We start from the raw sequence: 17,516 nt of genomic DNA, 5'->3' as shown, positions 1-17,516 counted from the left end.
CGAGCGGGCCTCTCCCTCGGTAAGCGCGATCCGTGCGCGGATCTCAGCGCCGGCGGAGCAGGAGGACACCGTCTCGCAGGGTCACCGCATCGCCGTCGGGCGAGGTTGCGGTGCGCTCGCGGAGCTCCTCGATCTCGACCTCCCACCGCGCCGGATCCAGGGCGAGCGCCGCCCGGTCCTCGCTCGGCGTCGACATCGGCGCGTGACGACCGTAATGGCCCGCCCACGGCGGAGGTTCGGCGTGCCCGATGACCAGCAGGCGACCGCCGGGGACCACCGCGGCCGCCGCACGCCGGAGGATCTCCGTGCGGGGGAGGTCCACCGTGGAGTGCAGGAAGCTCGCCAGCACGAGGTCGGCGGGTTCGAACGCGGCGACCTCGGCGAGGTCGGTCGCGACGAAGCGAGTGCTCTCGCCCACTCCGGCGCCGTCGGCGGCATGGCGTGCCCGCTCCACCGCGGTGGGGGAGATGTCCAAGCCCGTGACCTGCCAGCCGGCGCGCGCCAGCCACACCGCGTCTCCGCCTTCGCCGCAGCCGAGATCGAGCGCGCGACCGGGTGGGAGCGGGGCGACCACGTCGGCGAGGGCCGCGTTGACCCGACCCGACCAGATCGCCGGCCGCTCGGCGTAGCGCGCTTCCCAGTGCGTCGCCGGATCGGTCGGGTCCGCGGCATCCGTTCCGAGGGCGGCGCGGATCTCGTCCTCGACGAGCGTCATATTCGCCCCGGCACCCGCCATCGATCCCTGTCCGAGCGACAGCGGCACGTTCGCGAACGCCGACCCGACGTTGCCGGCGATCCACACGCGCGGGTGCGCGGTGCGGCCCATCGGATCGGCGGCGATCGGGCGGCCCGGTGCCTCGTCGTCGCGGGGGAGGTCGAGGGCGTCCAGATAGGCGTCGCGCGGGCGCGGGATCGCGGCGACGAAGAGCGCGTCGAGCGGGACGGTCGTGCCGTCCGCGAGGGTTACGCCGGTGAGGGGCCCGGGCGCGCCCGTGAGGGCGGTGACCGGGGAAGCCACGATGCGGGTGCCCCGCGCCTCGAGACGACGGCGCGCCTCGTCGTCGAGCGCGAGGCCCTGGCTGAACACGGTCAGATCAGCGCTCCACTGCCGCACCAGATCCGCCTGGTGGATGCCGAGGGGTGAGGTGAGCAGCACGCCGAGTCGCTCGTCCCGCACCTCCCACCCGTGGCAGTACGGGCAGTGCAGGACGCGGGTTCCCCAGTGCTCCGCAAGGCCCGGGATCGCCGGGAGCTCGTCGACGATGCCGCTCGCGGCGATCAGGACGCGGGTCGTGAGCGTGTCGCCGCCGGTGATCGTCACCCGGAGTCCGGCATCCCGATCCGCGGTCGTGTCGGCGACGCCTGTGACCCGAGCGCTCCGGAATTCGACCCCGTAGCGCTCGGCCTCCGCGCGTCCGCGCGCGGTGAGGTCTGCCGGCGGAGCACCATCGAAGCCGACGACCGCGTGCATGTGGGCCGCGAAGCGGTTACGCGGCAGATCGTCGTCCACGACGAGGACCCGGCGACGGGCGCGGCCGAGCATGAGGGCTGCGGCGAGGCCCGCGGGTCCGGATCCGACGATGAGGGCATCCCAGGTGTGCATAGGCCCATCGTGCGAGGAGAAGTGCGATGATGGCAAGCCGATATGCGAAATCAGCAAGAGGAGAACGGGATGGACGAACTCGACCGACTCGGACCGCGCCTGCGCGAGGCCCGTCGTGCCCGTGACTGGACGCTGGAGGACCTGTCGCGCGCGGCCGGAATCTCGCCTAGCACCCTGTCGCGGCTGGAGTCCGGCAAACGCCAGGCGAGCCTCGAGCTCCTGCTGCCGGTGACGCGGGCCCTCGGCATCCGCATCGACGACCTCCTCGTCGAACCCGCACGGGACCCGCGCGTGCGCCGGCCCGCACGACGGGTCGAAGGCATGGTCATCGCGCCGCTCACGGCCGAGCAGTCGCCCGTGCAGGCGTTCAAGATCGTCTACGAGCCCCGCAGCGACGCGCCCGAACCGCGGGTGCACGACGGCTGGGAGTGGCTCTACGTCCTCTCGGGCCGACTGCGCCTGCGTCTCGGCGACGAGGAACTCGACCTCGGGCGCGGCGAGGCGGCGCAGTTCGACACCCGCGAGCCGCACGCGATGTGGGCGCCCGGTCCGCGGCGGACGGAGGTGCTGAGCATCTTCAACGCCGAGGGGGAGCGGCTGCACACGCGCACGTCCGAGGGCTGACGCGGCCGGGGTGCGGGGTGCGGGGCGAACGCGCGGGGTCGGGTTGAGGCGGTCGGCGTCAGGCGGTCGGGTTCAGGCGGTCGGCGCGCGGAGCTCGCGGCCGATCGCGACCCACGCGCGAAGGAATTCCGGCTCGTCGAGGCGGCGGCGCCGCATCCAGCCGGTCACCTCGGCGTTGCATTTGGAGGCGTTGCACGAGCGGCAGGCCGGCACGACGTTCTCGAGCGTGTACCGGCCGCCGCGGGAGATCGGTTGCACGCAGTCCCGCTGCAGGGCCACGCCGTCCGCGCCGCAATAGGCACAGCGACGCCACGCGTCGAGGATGCGCTGCCACTCGGCATCCGTCAGATCGCTCCCGGATGCCGCCACCCGGCGTGTGCGCCGCCGCGCCGCCCGCGCGCGTCGGGATGCGGGAGCGGCCATGCGTCCACGCTACGCCGGGCTTTCGGCGGTTAACGGGACCTACGCCGGGAAACGCCGTTTCGGGGCGTCTCCCGGCGCAGGCCGCGGGGGATCGACGAGGGGTCGAGGCCGGGGTCAGTACCAGCCGACCGCCTGCGAGTGCTGCCACGCGCCGCACGGCGATCCGTAGCGGCCGGCGATGTAGCCGAGGCCCCACGAGATCTGGGTGGCGGCGTTGGTCTCCCAGTCCGCGCCGGCGGAGGCCATCTTGCTGCCGGGCAGCGCCTGCGGGATGCCGTACGCACCGCTGGAGGCGTTGTAGGCCTGCGAGTTCCAGCCGGACTCCTTGTTCCACAGCTCCACGAGGCAGCCGAACTGGTCGTCGCCCCAGCCGTAGCCGCCGAGCATCCCGTACGCGATCGACTGCGCGTCGCCGGCGGGGGTGTAGACACCCGCCGGGCGCGCGGGCGCGGCGGATGCGGCCGAAGAACCGGTCGACGTCGCAGCTTCGGCCGCCGCGGCGGCCTCGGCCTCGGCGGCGGCTGCGGCAGCGGCCTCCTCCTCGGCGAGGCGCTTGGCCTCCTCTTCGGCGGCGATGCGCTCGGCCTCGGCCTTCTGGGCGGCCTCGAGACCGTCGCGGACGGCATCCACGCGCTTCTCGACGGCCGAGACGGCGTCGGCGACCTGCTCGGCGATGCCCGGAAGAAGCGGGGCGGGGAGATCCAGCGACGCGGTCAGGCGCTCGGCGGCATCCTCGAGCTCCGCGGTGTCGATGTCGGTTTCAGTGTCTCCGAGATCGAGGCCGGAGGCGTCCACCGCGGAGGAGACGTCGTCGGATGCCTCGAGGGCGGCATCCGCGTCCGCCAGGGCGGCCCGCACGGCGGTGGAGATCTCGTCGGTGCCCGTGAGGCTCACCACGGGGGTCGGCTCGACGGTGGTGGAGAACGAGGCGAGCGTGATGTCGCCGAAGGAGGAGGTCGAGGCCTCGGCCTCCGAGGTCGGGAGGGCCGTCACGCCGGCGACGGCGATGAGGCTGAACGCCGCCGCGGCGGCGACGATCCCGGCCCGGCGCTGAGCGCGGCGCTGGGCCCGGCGGGAGCGGCGAGTGAGGGCATCTGCAGACATGGAGCGCATAGAAAAGAACCGAATCCGTGGGAATGTCCGCGCCGCGAAATCCGACGCACGGTGCCCTCGGGCGGGCACAAGTCCCCGAGTCTGCCCACCCCGTCTGGGCGCTTCCCGTGTGTTTGCTGGACGCGGCACTCAGAAAGGCGGCCCCTAGGATGGCGCTCGTGCACCGGATCTTCAGCGACAGCGTCGCCTCCGTGTACCCCCTCTACGTCGCCAAACTCGCGCGGAAGGGGCGGACACAGGCCGAGCTCGACGCCGTCATCACATGGCTCACCGGGTACGACGCCGACGATCTCGCGCGCATCCTCGCCGAGGGCGTGACCTTCCGCGACTTCTTCGCCGATGCCCGGATGAACCCGAACGTCGCCCTGATCACCGGGGTGGTCTGCGGCATCCGTGTGGAGGAGATCGAGGACCCGCTGATGCAGCAGATCCGGTACCTCGACAAGCTGGTCGACGAGCTGGCGCGCGGGAAGGCCCTCGAGAAGGTGCTGCGCGGATGACGACGATCGCGTCGTTCCCCTACCTCGGCATCGGGTTCGCTCTGCTGTCCGCGGCGCTGCTCACCGTCGGCAATCACCTGCAGTCGCTCGGCGTGGCCGCGCGGGTGCGCGCGGACCCGGGGGCGGGCGCGGCGGCGCTGTGGTCCCTCGCCCGCCAGCCGCTCTGGGTGATCGGATCGGCGCTGTTCGGGCTCGCGATCCTCGCGCAGCTCGCCGCGCTCGCCTTCGCGCCGCTGATGGTCGTGCAGCCGGTGGGGGTCGCCGCCCTGGTGTTCTCCTCACTCTTGACGGCCGTGATCACCCGTACGCCGCCGCGCCTCGGCGAGATCGGCGCGATCGCGCTGAGCGTCGTCAGCCTCGGGGTCTTCGTGACGGTCGCGGCGGCGGTGAGCACGCAGGCCACGATCACCGACGCGCAGCTCATCGCGGTGCTCGCGGTCCTCGGAGTGGTGCTCGCGCTGACCGGGGCGGCGTTGGTGATGCGCCGCGGACGCGGGCTGCGCGCGGGCGGATACGTGATCCTCGGCGGACTGTTCTCGGGATTCGTCGCCACGCTCGGGAAGACGGTGATCCTCCGCGTGCAGACGGCGGTGGCCGACGCGGACTATCGACTGGACGAGAACAACCTCCTGACCCTCGCGTGCCTGCTCGCCATCGTCGTCGCCGGTGCGCTGTCGATCACGTTCGTGCAGATCGCCCATACCGTCGCTTCACCACAGCTCGTCGTGGCGGGCCTGACGGTCGTCGACCCGTTCGTGGCGGTGGTCATGGGCATCACCGTGCTGGGCGAGGCCGCCGGTGCGCCCGCCTGGAGCTTCGCGGTGTTCGTCCTCGCCGGGGCGGGTGCCCTCGCCGGGGTGTGGCTCCTCGCCCGCTCCGGCGGAGCGACCGACGCCGCCGTCGACGCCACGTCCGCCCGCGTGACCTGACCCGCGGGGCGCGGGCGTACCGAACTCCTCAAGAACGCGGGCGGGGCGGCCTGCGGGCGGGGTTTTCGGGCGCCTGGGCCGTGGATCGGAGGAGTTCGGTACGCGTGTGGTGCGCGCCCGCGCGGTGTGGCTCGGGGCGGGGTGGGTGCGGCTAAACCCGCTGGCGGTGCGGGGTGGGTGCGGCTGAACCCGGGGTGGGTGCGCGGGCGGGGCGTACCGAACTCCTCAAGAACGCGGGCGGGGCGGCCTGAGGGCGGGGTTTCCCGCGGTCGGGCCGCGGATCAGAGGAGTTCGGTAGGAGGCTGGGCCGGGAACGGGAGCCGCGGCGCAGGGTCAGAGGGGCGTGCCGGTGACCGCCTCGTAGGCGCGGTGCGGGCCGGGCGTGCGGCGCTGACCCTCCGCGATCTCGGCGAGCGTCGCCCGCCCGCCGAAGTCCTCGGCGCACAGCGCCTCGAGGGCGGCGCGCAGCTCTGCCGGATCCGCCGCGTTCGGATCGGCGGCGATCCCCGTTCCTGTGCGCTCGAGAGCCGCGGCGCCCGCGAACTGATCGGTCGACATCGGCAGGACGAGCAGCGGCACCCCCTGGCCCACCGCCTCGGTGACGGAGTTGTTGCCGCCGTGGGTGACGGCCGCCCTCGCGCGGGCGAGCAGACGCACCTGCGGGAGGTACTCGCGGACCAGCCAGCCTCCGGGGATCGGTCCGAGCCGATCGATCGGCGTGCTGCCCGTCGCGATCGCGGCGCGTATGCCGGTTGCGGCATGCAGGGTGCGCAGTGCCTCGGCGATGCGCGCGAGGACGTCGTCCCGCACCGACAGGAAGCTGCCGAGGCTCACGTACACGAACGGCTCGTCCGCTGTCAGCCAGACGTCGACCTCGTCGTCCCGCGGTTCGACACGCTGCGCAGACCCGAGGAAGACGTGCGGCGGCAGCTTCCGGCCATCGCCCGCCGTGAGCTCGCCGGGATAGTTGTAGAGGACGGTCTCGCCGTGCAGACGGAAGGCATCCGCCACCGGTGCGGCGTCGGGATCGAGCTCGGCGGCCGCGCTGTTCCACTGGGCGGTGAACCGAGTCGACACCTCGTCGCAGATCGCGCGGAGCGCCGTGAGGCTCGCGTCGTCGGCGGGGAGCGCGGCCGGCCACGACTGCGGATAGCCGTACACCTCGTCGCCCACCGGGAGGGCGGTCGGGTGGCCGAGCACGACATCGGCGTACGGGATGCCGGCCGTGTGGAGGGCTAGGCGCGCGCTGAAGGCGAGGTGGTCGACGAGGATCGCGCTGGGTGCGACCTGTTCCACGACCCGCAGAGTCTCGCGTGCCCGACCCACCGGGTCCCACATGAGGTCGGTGAGACGCTCGCGCGCCTGATACGTCAGCGTCTCGACCATCCCGCGCCGCGTCGCGGCGAAGAAGCCCGCGAGGGAGTCGGCCTCCTCGGCGACCTGGTCCTCGGCGCGGATCACGCCCGCGTTCGCGCCGCGGCCGAGCGGGAGATCGACCCGCCGGAACCCGAAGCGGTGCACCAGGGGCTCCGTCGCGGGCCCTGTGGCGACCACCACGTTCTCCGCGGCATCCGTCCACGCCGTGGCGAGGGTCGCCAGCGGAAGGAGGTGGGAGGCGTAGTCCGGGCTGATGACCAGCAGCGTCATGCCGGGATCCCGGTCGCGGCGCGCACGATCTCCTCTTCCGCCGCGGCGACACCGCGGTAGACGGGGGCGAGGGCTCGCGCCATGGCCTGGATCGTGAAGCGGTCGGCCACGATGCGGCGTGCGCGGCGGGCGAGGTCGTCCTCGGAATCCGCCGCGGCGTCGGCGGCACGGTCGAGCGCTGCGCCCACGGCTTCCGCGAGGCGCGCGGAGTCCCAGGTCGCGGTGAGGAATCCGGTGTCGCCGTCGAGGACGTAGGTCGCGGGTCCGCCGCCGTCCGGGGCGACCACGACGAGCCCCGCGGCCATCGCCTCCAGCAGCGCGAGTCCGAACTCCTCCTTCATGCTCGCGCAGACGTAGGCGCCGCCGGGGGCGGCCCGCCCCGGCATCCCTAGGCGCGCTGCCGCGAGCCACCGGGCGGTGACGTCGTTCGGGCGGTGACCGGCGATGACCAGGCCGCGCGCGGCCCACTCGTCCTCGGGGACGGCATCCGCGATGAGGTCCAGCTGCTCGCGCTCGTCCGGGGAGGGGGTCTCCAGGTCGCCGCCGACGATGAGGAGGTTCGCGCGCGCGGACAGCGCGGAGCCGGCCCACGTCGACACCAGCGTCGCCATCCCCTTGACCTTGTGAAGGCGTCCGACCGAGATGAGCAGCGGGAGGCGCCGACGCTCGGCGGGAAGGGCATCCAGCATCTCGGCGAGGTCGGGACTCGCCCCGGGGTAGGCCGCGGCCGCGACGGCACGGTCGATCACGTCGAGGTCGACGCCCTCGGCGACGACCGTGCGCCGGTCGGCGTGCTCGTCGAGGTCGATCCCGACGAGCTCGCGCATGTCGCGGGCGAGTTCGGGGCGGGGGAAGAAGACGGTGTGGGATGCGGAGGCGGCGAGACCCTGCACGAGCCGTGTGCGGAACCAGAAGTGCTCCCGCTGGTCCACCGCGCCGAATCCGGATCGGGTGAGGGCGCCGGAGCGATCCATCGAGGCGATCACGCTGTGGGGATCGGGGGCGACGGTGAACACGGTCGGGATGCCGAGCTCGCGCGCGACGTCGGCGGCGGCGAGCGATCCGACGTCCGCCATCCGCAGGTGCAGGACGTCGACACGTCCCGCCGCGCGCAGAAGCCGTCGGATGCCGCGGCGAGCCGAGACCCGCAGGGGCCACGCCGCGGCCGACCCGGTCGAGGCCGGACCGAGCGGAACGCGACCGTACACGTGACCCGAGGCCGTGCCGGCGACGGCGAGGAGATCGCCGCCGGCGGCCTGCACGGACCCGCGCGAGAGGGTCAGGACCCGCGTGACCCCGGCACCGCCGAGCCCGGCACCGGCGTCGTCCGCCGGACCGTCCTCGGCCGACAGCAGGGCGTCGCCCAGGCGGACGAGCAGGGTCGCGATTCCGCCGTTGTCGCCCGCGCCCGCGGACGACAGGCTCGGGTCGATGTCGGCGTGGAGGAAGAGCTGCGCCACCGTGAGCCCCTCGCGCGGTGCGGCGGCCGGCGGGGGATCGAGGTCGATCAGCGCGAGACGCGCGACGTCGCCCAGGCGTCCGCCCGCGTCGACGAGGGCGTCCAGCTGTCGTTCGAGCTCGCTCTGGCCGCGGGCGTCGGCGCGCTGCCCGAGAGCGGCGATGGCGGCCTCGCGGACGCCGTCCGTCTCGGCCCCGTCGAACGCGAACCGCCGCAGCGGTGCGTCGGCGGACGGATGCCGCACCAGACCGAGGGTCTCGACCAGGCGTGTGCGCGCGGCGTCGTCCCAGCCGCCGAGGAGCGCGGCCTCGAGCGCGATGACGAGGGTCTCGCCGGCCGGGGACGACCACTTCTCCAGCGTCTGCTGGGCGAGCATCCCGGTGAATCCCCCGTCGGAGACGAGGCGGGCCAGAGCGGCGATCGCGTGCGTCTGCGGCATCGACTGGCCGAGTGCCCACGCGGCGTGCTCGCGCACCCACGGACGCGGGTCGCGCAGCAGCTCGCACAGGAGCACGCCGGCATCCGCGTCCTGCATCTCGGCGAGCGCGTGGACGGCGGCGAGGACGATGATGTCGTCGTCGCCCGCGAGGGCCGCGGTGAGGAGGCGGAGGGTGCGCACCCCGGGGTCGCGGCCGGCTTCCACCGCGAGCTCCTCCGCCGCACGGAGGGCCGAGACGATGGTCGGCGCCTGGGCGATGCGATCGATCGCCATCTGGGTTCCCATGGCGTGAGCGTATCCACTGCCGGAGGGGGTGAGGGTCGCTTGACAACAATGGGCCCCCGTGCTCGCGGCGGGTGTCAGGATGGCCTGGTGAAGGCGGCCCTGATCCTCGGAACGCAGCAGTTCGACGCGCATCCCGCCGTCGTCGACGACGACATCGACGTCTTCATCTTCGTGGAGTCTCCGGCGGTGTTCGAGCGACGCCCGCACCACGCGCACAAGATGGTGCTGATCCTCTCGGCGATGCGCCACACCGCCGCTGCTCTCGAGGCCGCGGGACGACGGGTCGAACGGGTTCCGCTGGCGGAGGGCCGGGGGTTCGCCGACGGCGTCCGGCACCTCGTCCGGACGCACGGCGTCGAGGGTCTCGCCTGGATGAGCGCGACCGACCGTGGGGTGGATGCCCGGCTGCGGCGCCTCTGCGCAGGAGAGGGACTGCGCACGCGGGTGTACCCCGACGGGCTCTTCCTCACCCCCGCCGCCGAGCTCGACGGGTGGTTCGCGGGGCATGCGAGCGCGCGCATGGAGGACTTCTACCGCTGGCAGCGCCGGCGCACCGGCATCCTCATGGACGGGGCGAAGCCCGTCGCGGGGCGATGGAACTTCGACGCCGACAACCGGGAGCCGCTGCCGAAGGGCGGGATCGACATCCCTCCCCTTCCGCCGCTTGCGCACGATGAGATCACCCGGACGGCGATCGCCGAGATCGCCGAGCGGTTCCCCGACCACCCGGGCGACCCCGCACGGTTCTGGCTCCCCGTGACACCGGAGGAGGCGCGCGGCTGGCTCGCCGACTTCGTCGCGCGCCGGCTCGCGCAGTTCGGCCCGTACGAGGACGCGATGGCAGCGGACGAGCCGTTCCTCTTCCACTCGATCCTGAGCCCCGCCCTGAACATCGGGCTGCTGACGGTCGACGAGGTGATCGAGGCGGTGACGGACGCCGAGGGGGTGCCCCTGAACTCCCTCGAGGGATTCGTGCGACAGGTCATCGGCTGGCGCGAATACATGCGCGGCGCCTACCGTGCCTGGCCGCACCTGCGCGACGCCAACCACTTCGCGCTGCGGCGCGAGCTGGAACCGTGGTGGTACGACGGGGACGGAATACCGGATGACCTGCCGGTGCCGGTCCGGACGGTCCTGGAGCGGGTGCTCGAGACCGGGTACGCGCATCACATCGAGCGGCTCATGGTGCTCGGCAACTGGTTCCTGCTGCAGGGATACGCGCCCCGCGCGGTGTACGAGTGGTTCAGCGCCCTCTTCGTCGACGCGTACGAGTGGGTGATGGTCCCCAACGTCCAGGGCATGAGCCAGTACGCGGACGGCGGCGGCGTGGCCACGAAGCCGTACATCTCCGGCGGGGCCTACCTGCAGCGGATGGGATCGTGGTGGCCCTCGCAGAAGGCGGCCCGCGAGTCGAGCTTCACCACCGCGTACTGGGACTTCCTCGCGGCGCACGAGGAGCGTCTGGCGGAGAACCACCGCATGGCCGTGCCGCTCGCGCAGATGCGCAAGCGGCACGGGGAGTGAGGGAAAGACCCCTCAGCGCTTCGGCGTACGGTTCTCCGCGCTGACCATCCAGGACAGCTGCTCGAGGCGGCCGAGGATCTCGTGCAGCAGGTCGGCGCTGGTCGGGTCCTCCTCGTCGATGCCGTCGTGCACCTCGCGGCACGTCGTGCAGACGGCGTCGAGGCGCTCGGTGATGAGGTCGACGACCTCGGTCGTGTCGATCTCGCCCTGCGGGAACTCCGGCAGGGTGGTGGTCTCGGCGACGACGTCGCTGCGGCCGTCCGGAAGGGCGTGCAGTGAGCGCATGCGCTCGGCGATGGTGTCGGCGAACTCGCGTGCGGCATCGATGATCTCGTCGAGCTGGAGGTGCGTGTCGCGGAAGTTGCGGCCGACGACGTTCCAGTGGGCCTGCTTGCCCTGCAGCGACAGCTCGATGAGGTCCACGAGGACCTTCTGCATGCTCTCGCTCAGCTGCTCGGAGGCCTGGAACCCCTGCTCGGCGTTCTGCTCGGCGGTCAGTTCTGCGCCCCGACGCGAGGGGCGGCGCTTGTTGGTCTTGGTCGTGTTCGTGGTCACGAGGACGACGGTAGACCCGACCCGGCGGGCCGTGCGAGGGATTGTCGGAGTGCCGATCACGTGCTAGCGGGGATGCTGCCGCGGCCGCGGGTCACGGGGTTCGGCGGTACAGCACTTCGGGACGCCCCCGCGCGCCGAAGCGGTGGGAGACGGTCGCGCCGCCGGTCGAGGCGAGATGGTCGAGGTAGCGACGGACGGTCGCGCGAGAGGCGCCGAGCGCCTCGGCGAGGCTCCGCGCGCTCACCGGAACCGTGGTGTCGAGCGCCTCGACCACGCGAGCGAGCGTCGACGCCGACAGCCCCTTGGGGAGGGGCGTCGACAGGGGATCGGATGCCGCGACGGGGGGTGCCGCTCCGGGAGGCGTCACGAGCCCGTCGATCTGACCCTGCCCGAGCCCCACCGCCGTCTCCGAGGGGCGGGCGGGGCGTCGGTCGGCGTACTCGGCGAGCCGCGCCGCGAACGCCTCCCTCGTGAAGGGCTTCACGAGGTAGCCCGCCACGTGCGCGGCCAGCGCCTGGCGCACGGTGAAGGTGTCGCGCGCCGAACTGATGACGATGACGTCGACGTCCCATTCCCGGACGAGCCGGAGACGGTGCAGCACCTCGATGCCGCTGAAGTCGGGGAGGTTCATGTCCAGCAGCACGAGATCGACGGCGCGGTCGGCGGCAAGTCGCGCCGCGGCGGCGCCCGTCCGTGCGGTTCCGATGAGGCGGAAGCGCGGCAGCGCGGAGAGATAGGCGGTGTGCAGGCGCACCACTGCCGGGTCGTCGTCGACGATGAGGGTGCGGATCGCCGGCACGCTCGCCCGCGACTCGTCGTCCGCCGTCGTCCCCCCGCTCACCGACGCACCCCCGCGGGGACGGCGGGCATGTCCACGGTGAAGCGGGCGCCGCCCCACGCGGATCGCCCCACCTCGACGGTCCCCGCCCGCGCGGCGATCTCGCGGCGGACGATGTCGAGGCCCACGCCGCGATCCGGCGAGGCCGCCGTGCCCTCCGCCGGCTTCGTGGTCACCCCGCGCTCGAAGATGCGCAGGCGTGCGTCGTCGGGGATGCCGGGCCCGTCGTCGTCGACGACGATGTGCAGGGCGTGCGCATCGGCGACGACCAGCAGCCGGACGCGACCCGCAGCGGCGGCGTGCGCGCTCGCGGCTTCGATCGCGTTGCGGCAGAGGTTCGCGATCACCACGAGATCGGCATCCGCCAGCACCTGCGGCGTCACGGTCGTGAGGGGGTCGAGCTCGAACGCCACCGAGGCGTGCGCGGCGTCGTCGGCGAGACCGGCGACGAGGGCACGGAGGGCCGGATCGGCGACGTCCGGGGCATCCCGGCCGGGCGTCGAGACGGGGGCGATGCCGTCGACGTACTGCAGCGCCGCGTCGGCGTCCCCTTCTGCCACGAGTCCGCGGATGACGTGCAGGCGGGTCCGGAACTCGTGCGTGGCGTCGCGCAGCGCCCCCGCGATCCGCCGCTGCGTCTCGGCTTCGCGCGCGCGTTCCTCCAATCGCCGCACCCGCGCCCGCAGCGCGATCACCAGGGCGGCGCTGATGGCGCATCCGGCCACCACCGATCCGAGCACCCACGGCAGCAGAGCGCCGACCGCCTGATCGAAGTCGGCGGCGATCTCGCTCTCGAGGATGCCGACCGAGGCCGTTCCGACGACGGTCCCGTCCACGATCACGGGCACCTTCGCGCGGAGCGTCGGGCCGAGCGTCCCCGTCTCGGTTCCGACGAACGTCTCGCCCGCGAGGACGTCGGCGGGATCGGTGGATACCTCGAGGCCGCGCTGCGAGGGCGTGGGGTGGGTGAGTCGGATCCCGTCGGCGTCGGTGATCACGACGTAGTCGACACCGGCGGCCTGCTCGATGAGGTCGGCGAGCGGCTGGAGCTCGGACATCGCGGCGGCGCGGTCGCCGGTCACCGCCGCCCTCACCTGATCGAGCGCGGCGAGGCTCTCTGAGACGTCGAGGACCCGTTCGGTCGTCGCCTGCCGCAGGGTCCGCTCCTGCACGGAGGTCGCCACCAGGGTCGTGATCGCCACGCAGGCGAGGACGACGAGGCACTGGACGACGAGCATCGGCAGCAGGCGCAGACGGCGGGTGCCGGTCGAGGTCGTCATCGGCTCCTCCGTCGCGTGCGGCCCGCGCCGCCCCGGGCGTCGTCGCCATGAGCATCAATGAGCGAAAGTCGTCTCGGCTCCCTGCCGGGGGGCGCGCGGTGCGAGTCTACCTCCCACATTCGCGGCCACGACGGCGTCCGCGAGGGAGGCGAAGATGCGTCGGAGAATCACCGGAACGATCGTGGGAGTGCTCGCCGGAGCGCTCTTCCTCACCGCGGCGGTGCACGCCGCCGGAACGGGAGGTGCGGCCAGCCCCCGCACCAAGGTGACCCTCGTGGCCCCCGCGGCCCCCGGCGGGGGGTGGGACGCGTTCGCCCGCGAGGCGCAGCAGGTCATGCGCGCCGACAACATCGCCCAGGGTGTGCAGGTCGTGAACGTCCCGGGGGCCTCCGGCACGATCGGGCTCGCCCAGGTGGCCGAGATGGGTGACCGGCACGACCTGATGATGGTCACCGGCGGCGTCATGGTCGGCGGCATCCTCATCAACGACTCGCAGGTGAGTCTCGAGGACGTCGTCCCCGTGGCACGCCTCGCCGACGACTTCAACGTCCTCGTCGTCCCGGCCGACTCGCCCTACGAGACGCTCGCCGACTTCGCGGAGGACCTCGCTGCGAACCCCGGCGGCACGGCGATCGCCGGCGGGTCCCTGGGCGGCATCGACCACCTCCTCGCCGGGATGCTGGCGAAGGAGGCCGGCGCGGATCCCGCCGCGGTCAACTACCTCGCCTATCCGGGCGGCGGCGAGGTGGTCACGTCGCTCCTGTCGAACACCGCCAAGGCGGGGCTCTCGGGCTACAACGAGTTCCGCGACCAGATCGCCTCCGGCAACCTCCGCGCGCTCGGGATGTCGGCCGAGGAGCCGGTCCCCGGCATCGACGTCCCCACCTTCCGCGAGGAGGGCGTCGATGTGGCCATGTCGAACTGGCGCGGCTACGTCGCCCCGCCCGGGGTGTCCGACGAGGTGCGCGACGAGCTGGTGGCGATGCTCACCGAGCTCCGCGAGACCGAGGCGTGGACCGAGGTGCTCGAGCGGAACGGCTGGGTGGACAGCTTCATGGTGGGCGATGAGTTCGCCGACTTCATCTCCGAGGAAAGCCGCCGCACGGCGCAGATCATCGAGGAGCTCGGACTGTGAGCGCAGGAATCGACCTCGGGCCGGGGAACGACCCGGCCCCGCCCACCACCGGAACCCTGCGGGTGCAGCGGATGCCGCGCTGGTACACCGGCCGGAGCGAGCTGATCGTCGTCGCCGGCGTGATCGCGCTCGCGGTCGCCCTCACCGCCGGCATCGTCACGATGGAGATCCCCGAGGGGACGGCCTTCCCCGGTCCCACGTTCTTCCCGATCATCGTCGCGGTGTTCCTCTACGTCGTGGGGGTCGCCCTCGCGATCGACGTCCTCCGCGCGCCGCGGCGTCCGCACGTCGCGGATGACCCGGTGGAGATCTCGGACGAGATGCTGCGCGACCTCGGCGGCATCGACGCCACGAGCGAGATCCGCGTGGTCTCGCCCGAGGACTCCGCTCCCGGCGCCGGTGCGTCCGCCCGCGGCGCCGTCGACGTGAAGACCGTGGTGATCACGATCGGCGCGCTCGCCGGATTCATCCTCGTCCTCCCGATCGTGGGCTGGCTGCTGTCGGCGGCGGCGCTGTTCTGGGTGATCGCATGGGCCTTCGGCAGTCGCCGCCCGCTCATGGACATCGCCATCGGCGTGATCATGTCGGCATCCGTGCAATTGGCGTTCGGCGCCGGACTCGGGCTGTCGCTGCCCGCCGGCTTCCTGGAAGGAATCCTCTGATGGATCAGCTCGGCAACCTCATGGAGGGGTTCGCGGTCGCCTTCACCCCGCAGAACCTCCTCTTCCTCGTGATCGGCGCGATCCTCGGCACGGCCGTCGGCGTGCTCCCTGGCCTCGGTTCTGCGATGGCCGTGGCGCTCCTCCTCCCGGTCACGTTCAGCCTCGATCCGACCGGTGCCTTCATCATGTTCGCCAGCATCTATTTCGGCGGGCTCTTCGGCGACTCGACGTCCGGCATCCTGCTGAACACACCCGGGAACTCCTCCGCGATCGCGACGACCTTCGAAGGCCATCGCATGGCGAAGGACGGCAGGGCCGCGAAGGCACTCGGCACTTCGGCGATCGGCGCCTTCATCGGCGGCACGATCGCGTGCGTCCTGGTCGTCTTCTTCTCCCCGTACATCGTCCAGCTCGCGACCGTCTTCGGTCCCGCCGAGTACTTCGCCCTCGCGGTGTTCGCGTTCGTGGCGATCTCCGCCGTGGTCGCCGACTCCATCGTCCGCGGCCTGGTCGCCCTCGGGCTCGGCTTCGCGCTCGCGCTGGTGGGGATCGACGGGATGAGCGGCACCGAGCGGTTCACGCTCGGAAGCCCGGTCCTCTTCGACGGCATCTCGATCATCGTGGTGACCGTCGGACTCCTCGCCCTCGGCGAGGTGATCCACGTCGCCTCCCACATCCGTCGCGGCGACGGCCCCGCGCGCCTCGTGAAGCCGACGGGCTCCCCGCTGCTGTCGTGGCGCGAGTGGAGGGCGACGTTCCCGGCGTTCCTCCGCGGCACGGCGTACGGCGTGCCGTTCGGCGCGATCCCCGTCGGCGGATCCGAGGTGCCCACCTTCCTCGCCTACGGCACCGAGAAGAGACTGGCCCGTCGCCGCGGCGACACCGACTTCGGAACGCGCGGCGCGATCCAGGGCGTCGCGGCGCCCGAGGCGGCCGGCAACGCCACGGCGGGCTCGGCGATGGGCGCGCTCCTCGGGCTCGGTCTTCCGACGTCCGCCACCGCGGCCATGATGATCGCGGCCTTCCAGCAGTACGGCATGCAGCCCGGGCCGCTCCTGTTCGAGCGGAGCGGCGACCTGGTCTGGCCACTGCTGGCGAGCCTCTTCCTCGGTCTGATCATCCTGCTGATCATCAACCTGCCCTTCGCGGCGGTGTGGGCGAAGCTCCTCCTCATCCCTCGCCACTACCTCTACGCGGGGATCACGGTCGTCGCGATGCTCGGCATCTACGCCATCGCCTCGCGCCCGGTCGACCTGTGGATGGCACTCGGGATCGGCGTCATCGGCTTCGCGATGCGGCACTTCTCCATCCCGCTCGCTCCCGTGCTCATCGCCGCGATCCTCGGACCCCTCGCCGAGACGCAGCTGCGTCGTGCGCTGGCGGTGTCCGAAGGCGATCCGGCGGTCCTCGTCGCCTCGCCGATCACGATCGTGCTCTACGCCCTCCTCGCGGTGACGGTGGCGCTCAGCGTGATCCAGCACTCCCGCCATGCCGCTCGGGCGCGGGCCGCCGCAAGGGCGGAGCGCATCCCGGTCAGTCGGTGAAGCCGAGGAGCCCTTCGACGTGGAGGGCGCCGTACCCGAGGCCCGCGGCGGCGACGAGGACGAACAGCGAAACCCACAGTCCGCGCACCGCGGCGGCGGCGCGCACCTGCCGACGGAGTGACGCGAAGGCCTCGGCATCCGGAGGTCGGGTGAGGTCGGCCTCCGGCACCGGAGCGCGGCGACCGGTCAGCACGAGCGGAACGGATGCCGCGGCGGCGAGGCGGTCGACCACGATGGCGCGCGCGACCCCCTCCAGGACCGGGCGCCGGCGGCGGAGCCACCGGGTGAGGTCACGGTCGCGCAGCACGACGACATCGGGCGGCGGGTCGACCGATTCGACATGGCGGGCTCCGACCACCACGACGAGGGGGGTGACGGCGACGGCGGGAGCCGGCGGCGCGGGGTGTCCGGTTCGCGGCACCGGGGGCGGGGCCGACAGCACGGTGCGGACGCGCGCGGCCTCCTCTCGCGCGGTGCGGACATAAGGCATCCGCGACCCGTCGACCAGGAGACGGAGGCTCCCGACCCGGACGCGCGCGTCCTGGAGGAACTTCGTGGTGACCGTGTAGACGCCACCCGGGCCGACGAGGACGAGCTCGACGGGCGGACCGTGATCGTCGAGGCGGATCTCGGCGGCGGAGACCCAGTCGGGACCGAGCCGGCGCAGCCGTGCGGCGACGGCGCGTTCCGCCACCGCCCCGACGTACCACGGCAGGGCGTCCTCGCAGACGGGGCTCCGTCCGACCAGACGCGCCCACGCCGTCCGGGGTCGAGCGCGCTCCTGCACCGCCAGACATCGGGCCATGGCCGAGGCGCCGGGCTCGCGCAGGGTGTCGGGGGACATGGCCCGACCTTAGCCATCCCGAGGCCCCGGGGGCAGGGGGAGGAACCCCGGCGTCGTCCTCCCGGGGCCCGGGATCGGCGGCGGCCGGGCCCGGGGCGCGTCCGCCGTCGTA

General features: G+C 72.9%; 16 protein-coding genes. 7 read left to right on the top strand and 9 right to left on the bottom strand.

Annotated elements, in window-relative coordinates; all coding sequences use genetic code 11:
• Positions 1–43: 43 nt before the first annotated feature.
• Complete coding sequence (locus ABXJ56_RS02295; protein WP_353998121.1) at positions 44–1,603, bottom strand: bifunctional NAD(P)/FAD-dependent oxidoreductase/class I SAM-dependent methyltransferase; 1,560 nt, start codon at positions 1,601–1,603, stop codon at positions 44–46.
• A 69-nt stretch (positions 1,604–1,672) separates the two neighbouring features.
• Here ABXJ56_RS02295 and ABXJ56_RS02290 point away from each other — a divergent pair, with 69 nt between their 5' ends.
• Positions 1,673–2,227 (top strand): helix-turn-helix domain-containing protein, encoded by a 555-nt coding sequence (locus tag ABXJ56_RS02290; protein ID WP_353998120.1) that lies wholly within the window; start codon positions 1,673–1,675, stop codon positions 2,225–2,227.
• Between the two features lie 72 nt (positions 2,228–2,299).
• Here ABXJ56_RS02290 and ABXJ56_RS02285 read toward each other — a convergent pair whose 3' ends face one another.
• Together ABXJ56_RS02285 and ABXJ56_RS02280 are read right to left on the bottom strand one after the other, a co-directional pair.
• Positions 2,300–2,650 (bottom strand): HNH endonuclease, encoded by a 351-nt coding sequence (locus ABXJ56_RS02285; RefSeq protein WP_353998119.1) that lies wholly within the window; start codon positions 2,648–2,650, stop codon positions 2,300–2,302.
• Between the two features lie 114 nt (positions 2,651–2,764).
• Positions 2,765–3,754, bottom strand: coding sequence for a lytic transglycosylase domain-containing protein (locus ABXJ56_RS02280; protein WP_353998118.1), 990 nt, complete (start codon positions 3,752–3,754; stop codon positions 2,765–2,767).
• 167 nt (positions 3,755–3,921) lie between these two features.
• Between ABXJ56_RS02280 and ABXJ56_RS02275 the strand changes: the two genes are divergently transcribed.
• Entirely contained in the window at positions 3,922–4,263 is a 342-nt protein-coding gene (locus ABXJ56_RS02275; RefSeq protein WP_353998117.1) for a DUF2200 domain-containing protein, read from the top strand.
• On the top strand, positions 4,260–5,192 hold the full coding sequence (locus ABXJ56_RS02270) for a multidrug DMT transporter permease (protein WP_353998116.1): 933 nt from the start codon (positions 4,260–4,262) through the stop codon (positions 5,190–5,192). The genes ABXJ56_RS02275 and ABXJ56_RS02270 overlap by 4 nt, the downstream gene beginning before the upstream one ends.
• A 333-nt stretch (positions 5,193–5,525) precedes the next feature.
• On the opposite strand, the gene ABXJ56_RS02265 is transcribed toward ABXJ56_RS02270, so the two are convergent.
• Both ABXJ56_RS02265 and ABXJ56_RS02260 read right to left on the bottom strand, forming a co-directional pair.
• On the bottom strand, positions 5,526–6,839 hold the full coding sequence (locus tag ABXJ56_RS02265; protein WP_353998115.1) for a glycosyltransferase: 1,314 nt from the start codon (positions 6,837–6,839) through the stop codon (positions 5,526–5,528).
• Positions 6,836–9,022 carry a glycosyltransferase gene (locus ABXJ56_RS02260; protein ID WP_353998114.1) on the bottom strand — a complete coding sequence of 729 codons (2,187 nt, stop codon included), beginning with the start codon at positions 9,020–9,022 and terminating at the stop codon, positions 6,836–6,838. Before ABXJ56_RS02260 ends, ABXJ56_RS02265 begins: the two co-directional genes overlap by 4 nt.
• Positions 9,023–9,109: 87 nt before the next feature.
• Here ABXJ56_RS02260 and ABXJ56_RS02255 point away from each other — a divergent pair, with 87 nt between their 5' ends.
• Positions 9,110–10,546, top strand: a complete 1,437-nt coding sequence (locus ABXJ56_RS02255; RefSeq protein ID WP_353998113.1) for a cryptochrome/photolyase family protein — start codon at positions 9,110–9,112, stop codon at positions 10,544–10,546.
• Positions 10,547–10,558: 12 nt separating this feature from the next.
• On the opposite strand, the gene ABXJ56_RS02250 is transcribed toward ABXJ56_RS02255, so the two are convergent.
• The 3 genes from ABXJ56_RS02250 to ABXJ56_RS02240 form a co-directional block, all read right to left on the bottom strand.
• Positions 10,559–11,101 (bottom strand): Dps family protein, encoded by a 543-nt coding sequence (locus ABXJ56_RS02250; protein ID WP_353998112.1) that lies wholly within the window; start codon positions 11,099–11,101, stop codon positions 10,559–10,561.
• 91 nt (positions 11,102–11,192) lie between these two features.
• Complete coding sequence (locus tag ABXJ56_RS02245) at positions 11,193–11,942, bottom strand: response regulator (protein ID WP_353998111.1); 750 nt, start codon at positions 11,940–11,942, stop codon at positions 11,193–11,195.
• Positions 11,939–13,219: a sensor histidine kinase gene (locus ABXJ56_RS02240; RefSeq protein ID WP_353998110.1), complete on the bottom strand. Its 1,281-nt coding sequence runs from the start codon at positions 13,217–13,219 to the stop codon at positions 11,939–11,941. The genes ABXJ56_RS02245 and ABXJ56_RS02240 overlap by 4 nt, the downstream gene beginning before the upstream one ends.
• A gap of 154 nt (positions 13,220–13,373) precedes the next feature.
• Between ABXJ56_RS02240 and ABXJ56_RS02235 the strand changes: the two genes are divergently transcribed.
• From ABXJ56_RS02235 to ABXJ56_RS02225, 3 genes are read left to right on the top strand one after another with little or no spacing between them, the layout of a single operon-like run.
• Positions 13,374–14,354 carry a Bug family tripartite tricarboxylate transporter substrate binding protein gene (locus ABXJ56_RS02235; RefSeq protein ID WP_353998109.1) on the top strand — a complete coding sequence of 327 codons (981 nt, stop codon included), beginning with the start codon at positions 13,374–13,376 and terminating at the stop codon, positions 14,352–14,354.
• Positions 14,351–15,016, top strand: a complete 666-nt coding sequence (locus ABXJ56_RS02230; RefSeq protein ID WP_353998108.1) for a tripartite tricarboxylate transporter TctB family protein — start codon at positions 14,351–14,353, stop codon at positions 15,014–15,016. Before ABXJ56_RS02235 ends, ABXJ56_RS02230 begins: the two co-directional genes overlap by 4 nt.
• Positions 15,016–16,560: a tripartite tricarboxylate transporter permease gene (locus tag ABXJ56_RS02225; protein ID WP_353998107.1), complete on the top strand. Its 1,545-nt coding sequence runs from the start codon at positions 15,016–15,018 to the stop codon at positions 16,558–16,560. Before ABXJ56_RS02230 ends, ABXJ56_RS02225 begins: the two co-directional genes overlap by 1 nt.
• Here ABXJ56_RS02225 and ABXJ56_RS02220 read toward each other — a convergent pair.
• Entirely contained in the window at positions 16,550–17,404 is an 855-nt protein-coding gene (locus tag ABXJ56_RS02220; RefSeq protein WP_353998106.1) for a hypothetical protein, read from the bottom strand. The two genes, ABXJ56_RS02225 and ABXJ56_RS02220, sit on opposite strands and share 11 nt — an antisense overlap.
• Positions 17,405–17,516: the final 112 nt, after the last annotated feature.

The organism is Microbacterium aurantiacum, from assembly GCF_040532595.1.
GTDB classification, from domain to species: domain Bacteria; phylum Actinomycetota; class Actinomycetes; order Actinomycetales; family Microbacteriaceae; genus Microbacterium; species Microbacterium chocolatum_B.
Note: the sequence above shows the minus strand (reverse complement) of the source record. Positions and strands in the feature narration are given on the sequence as shown.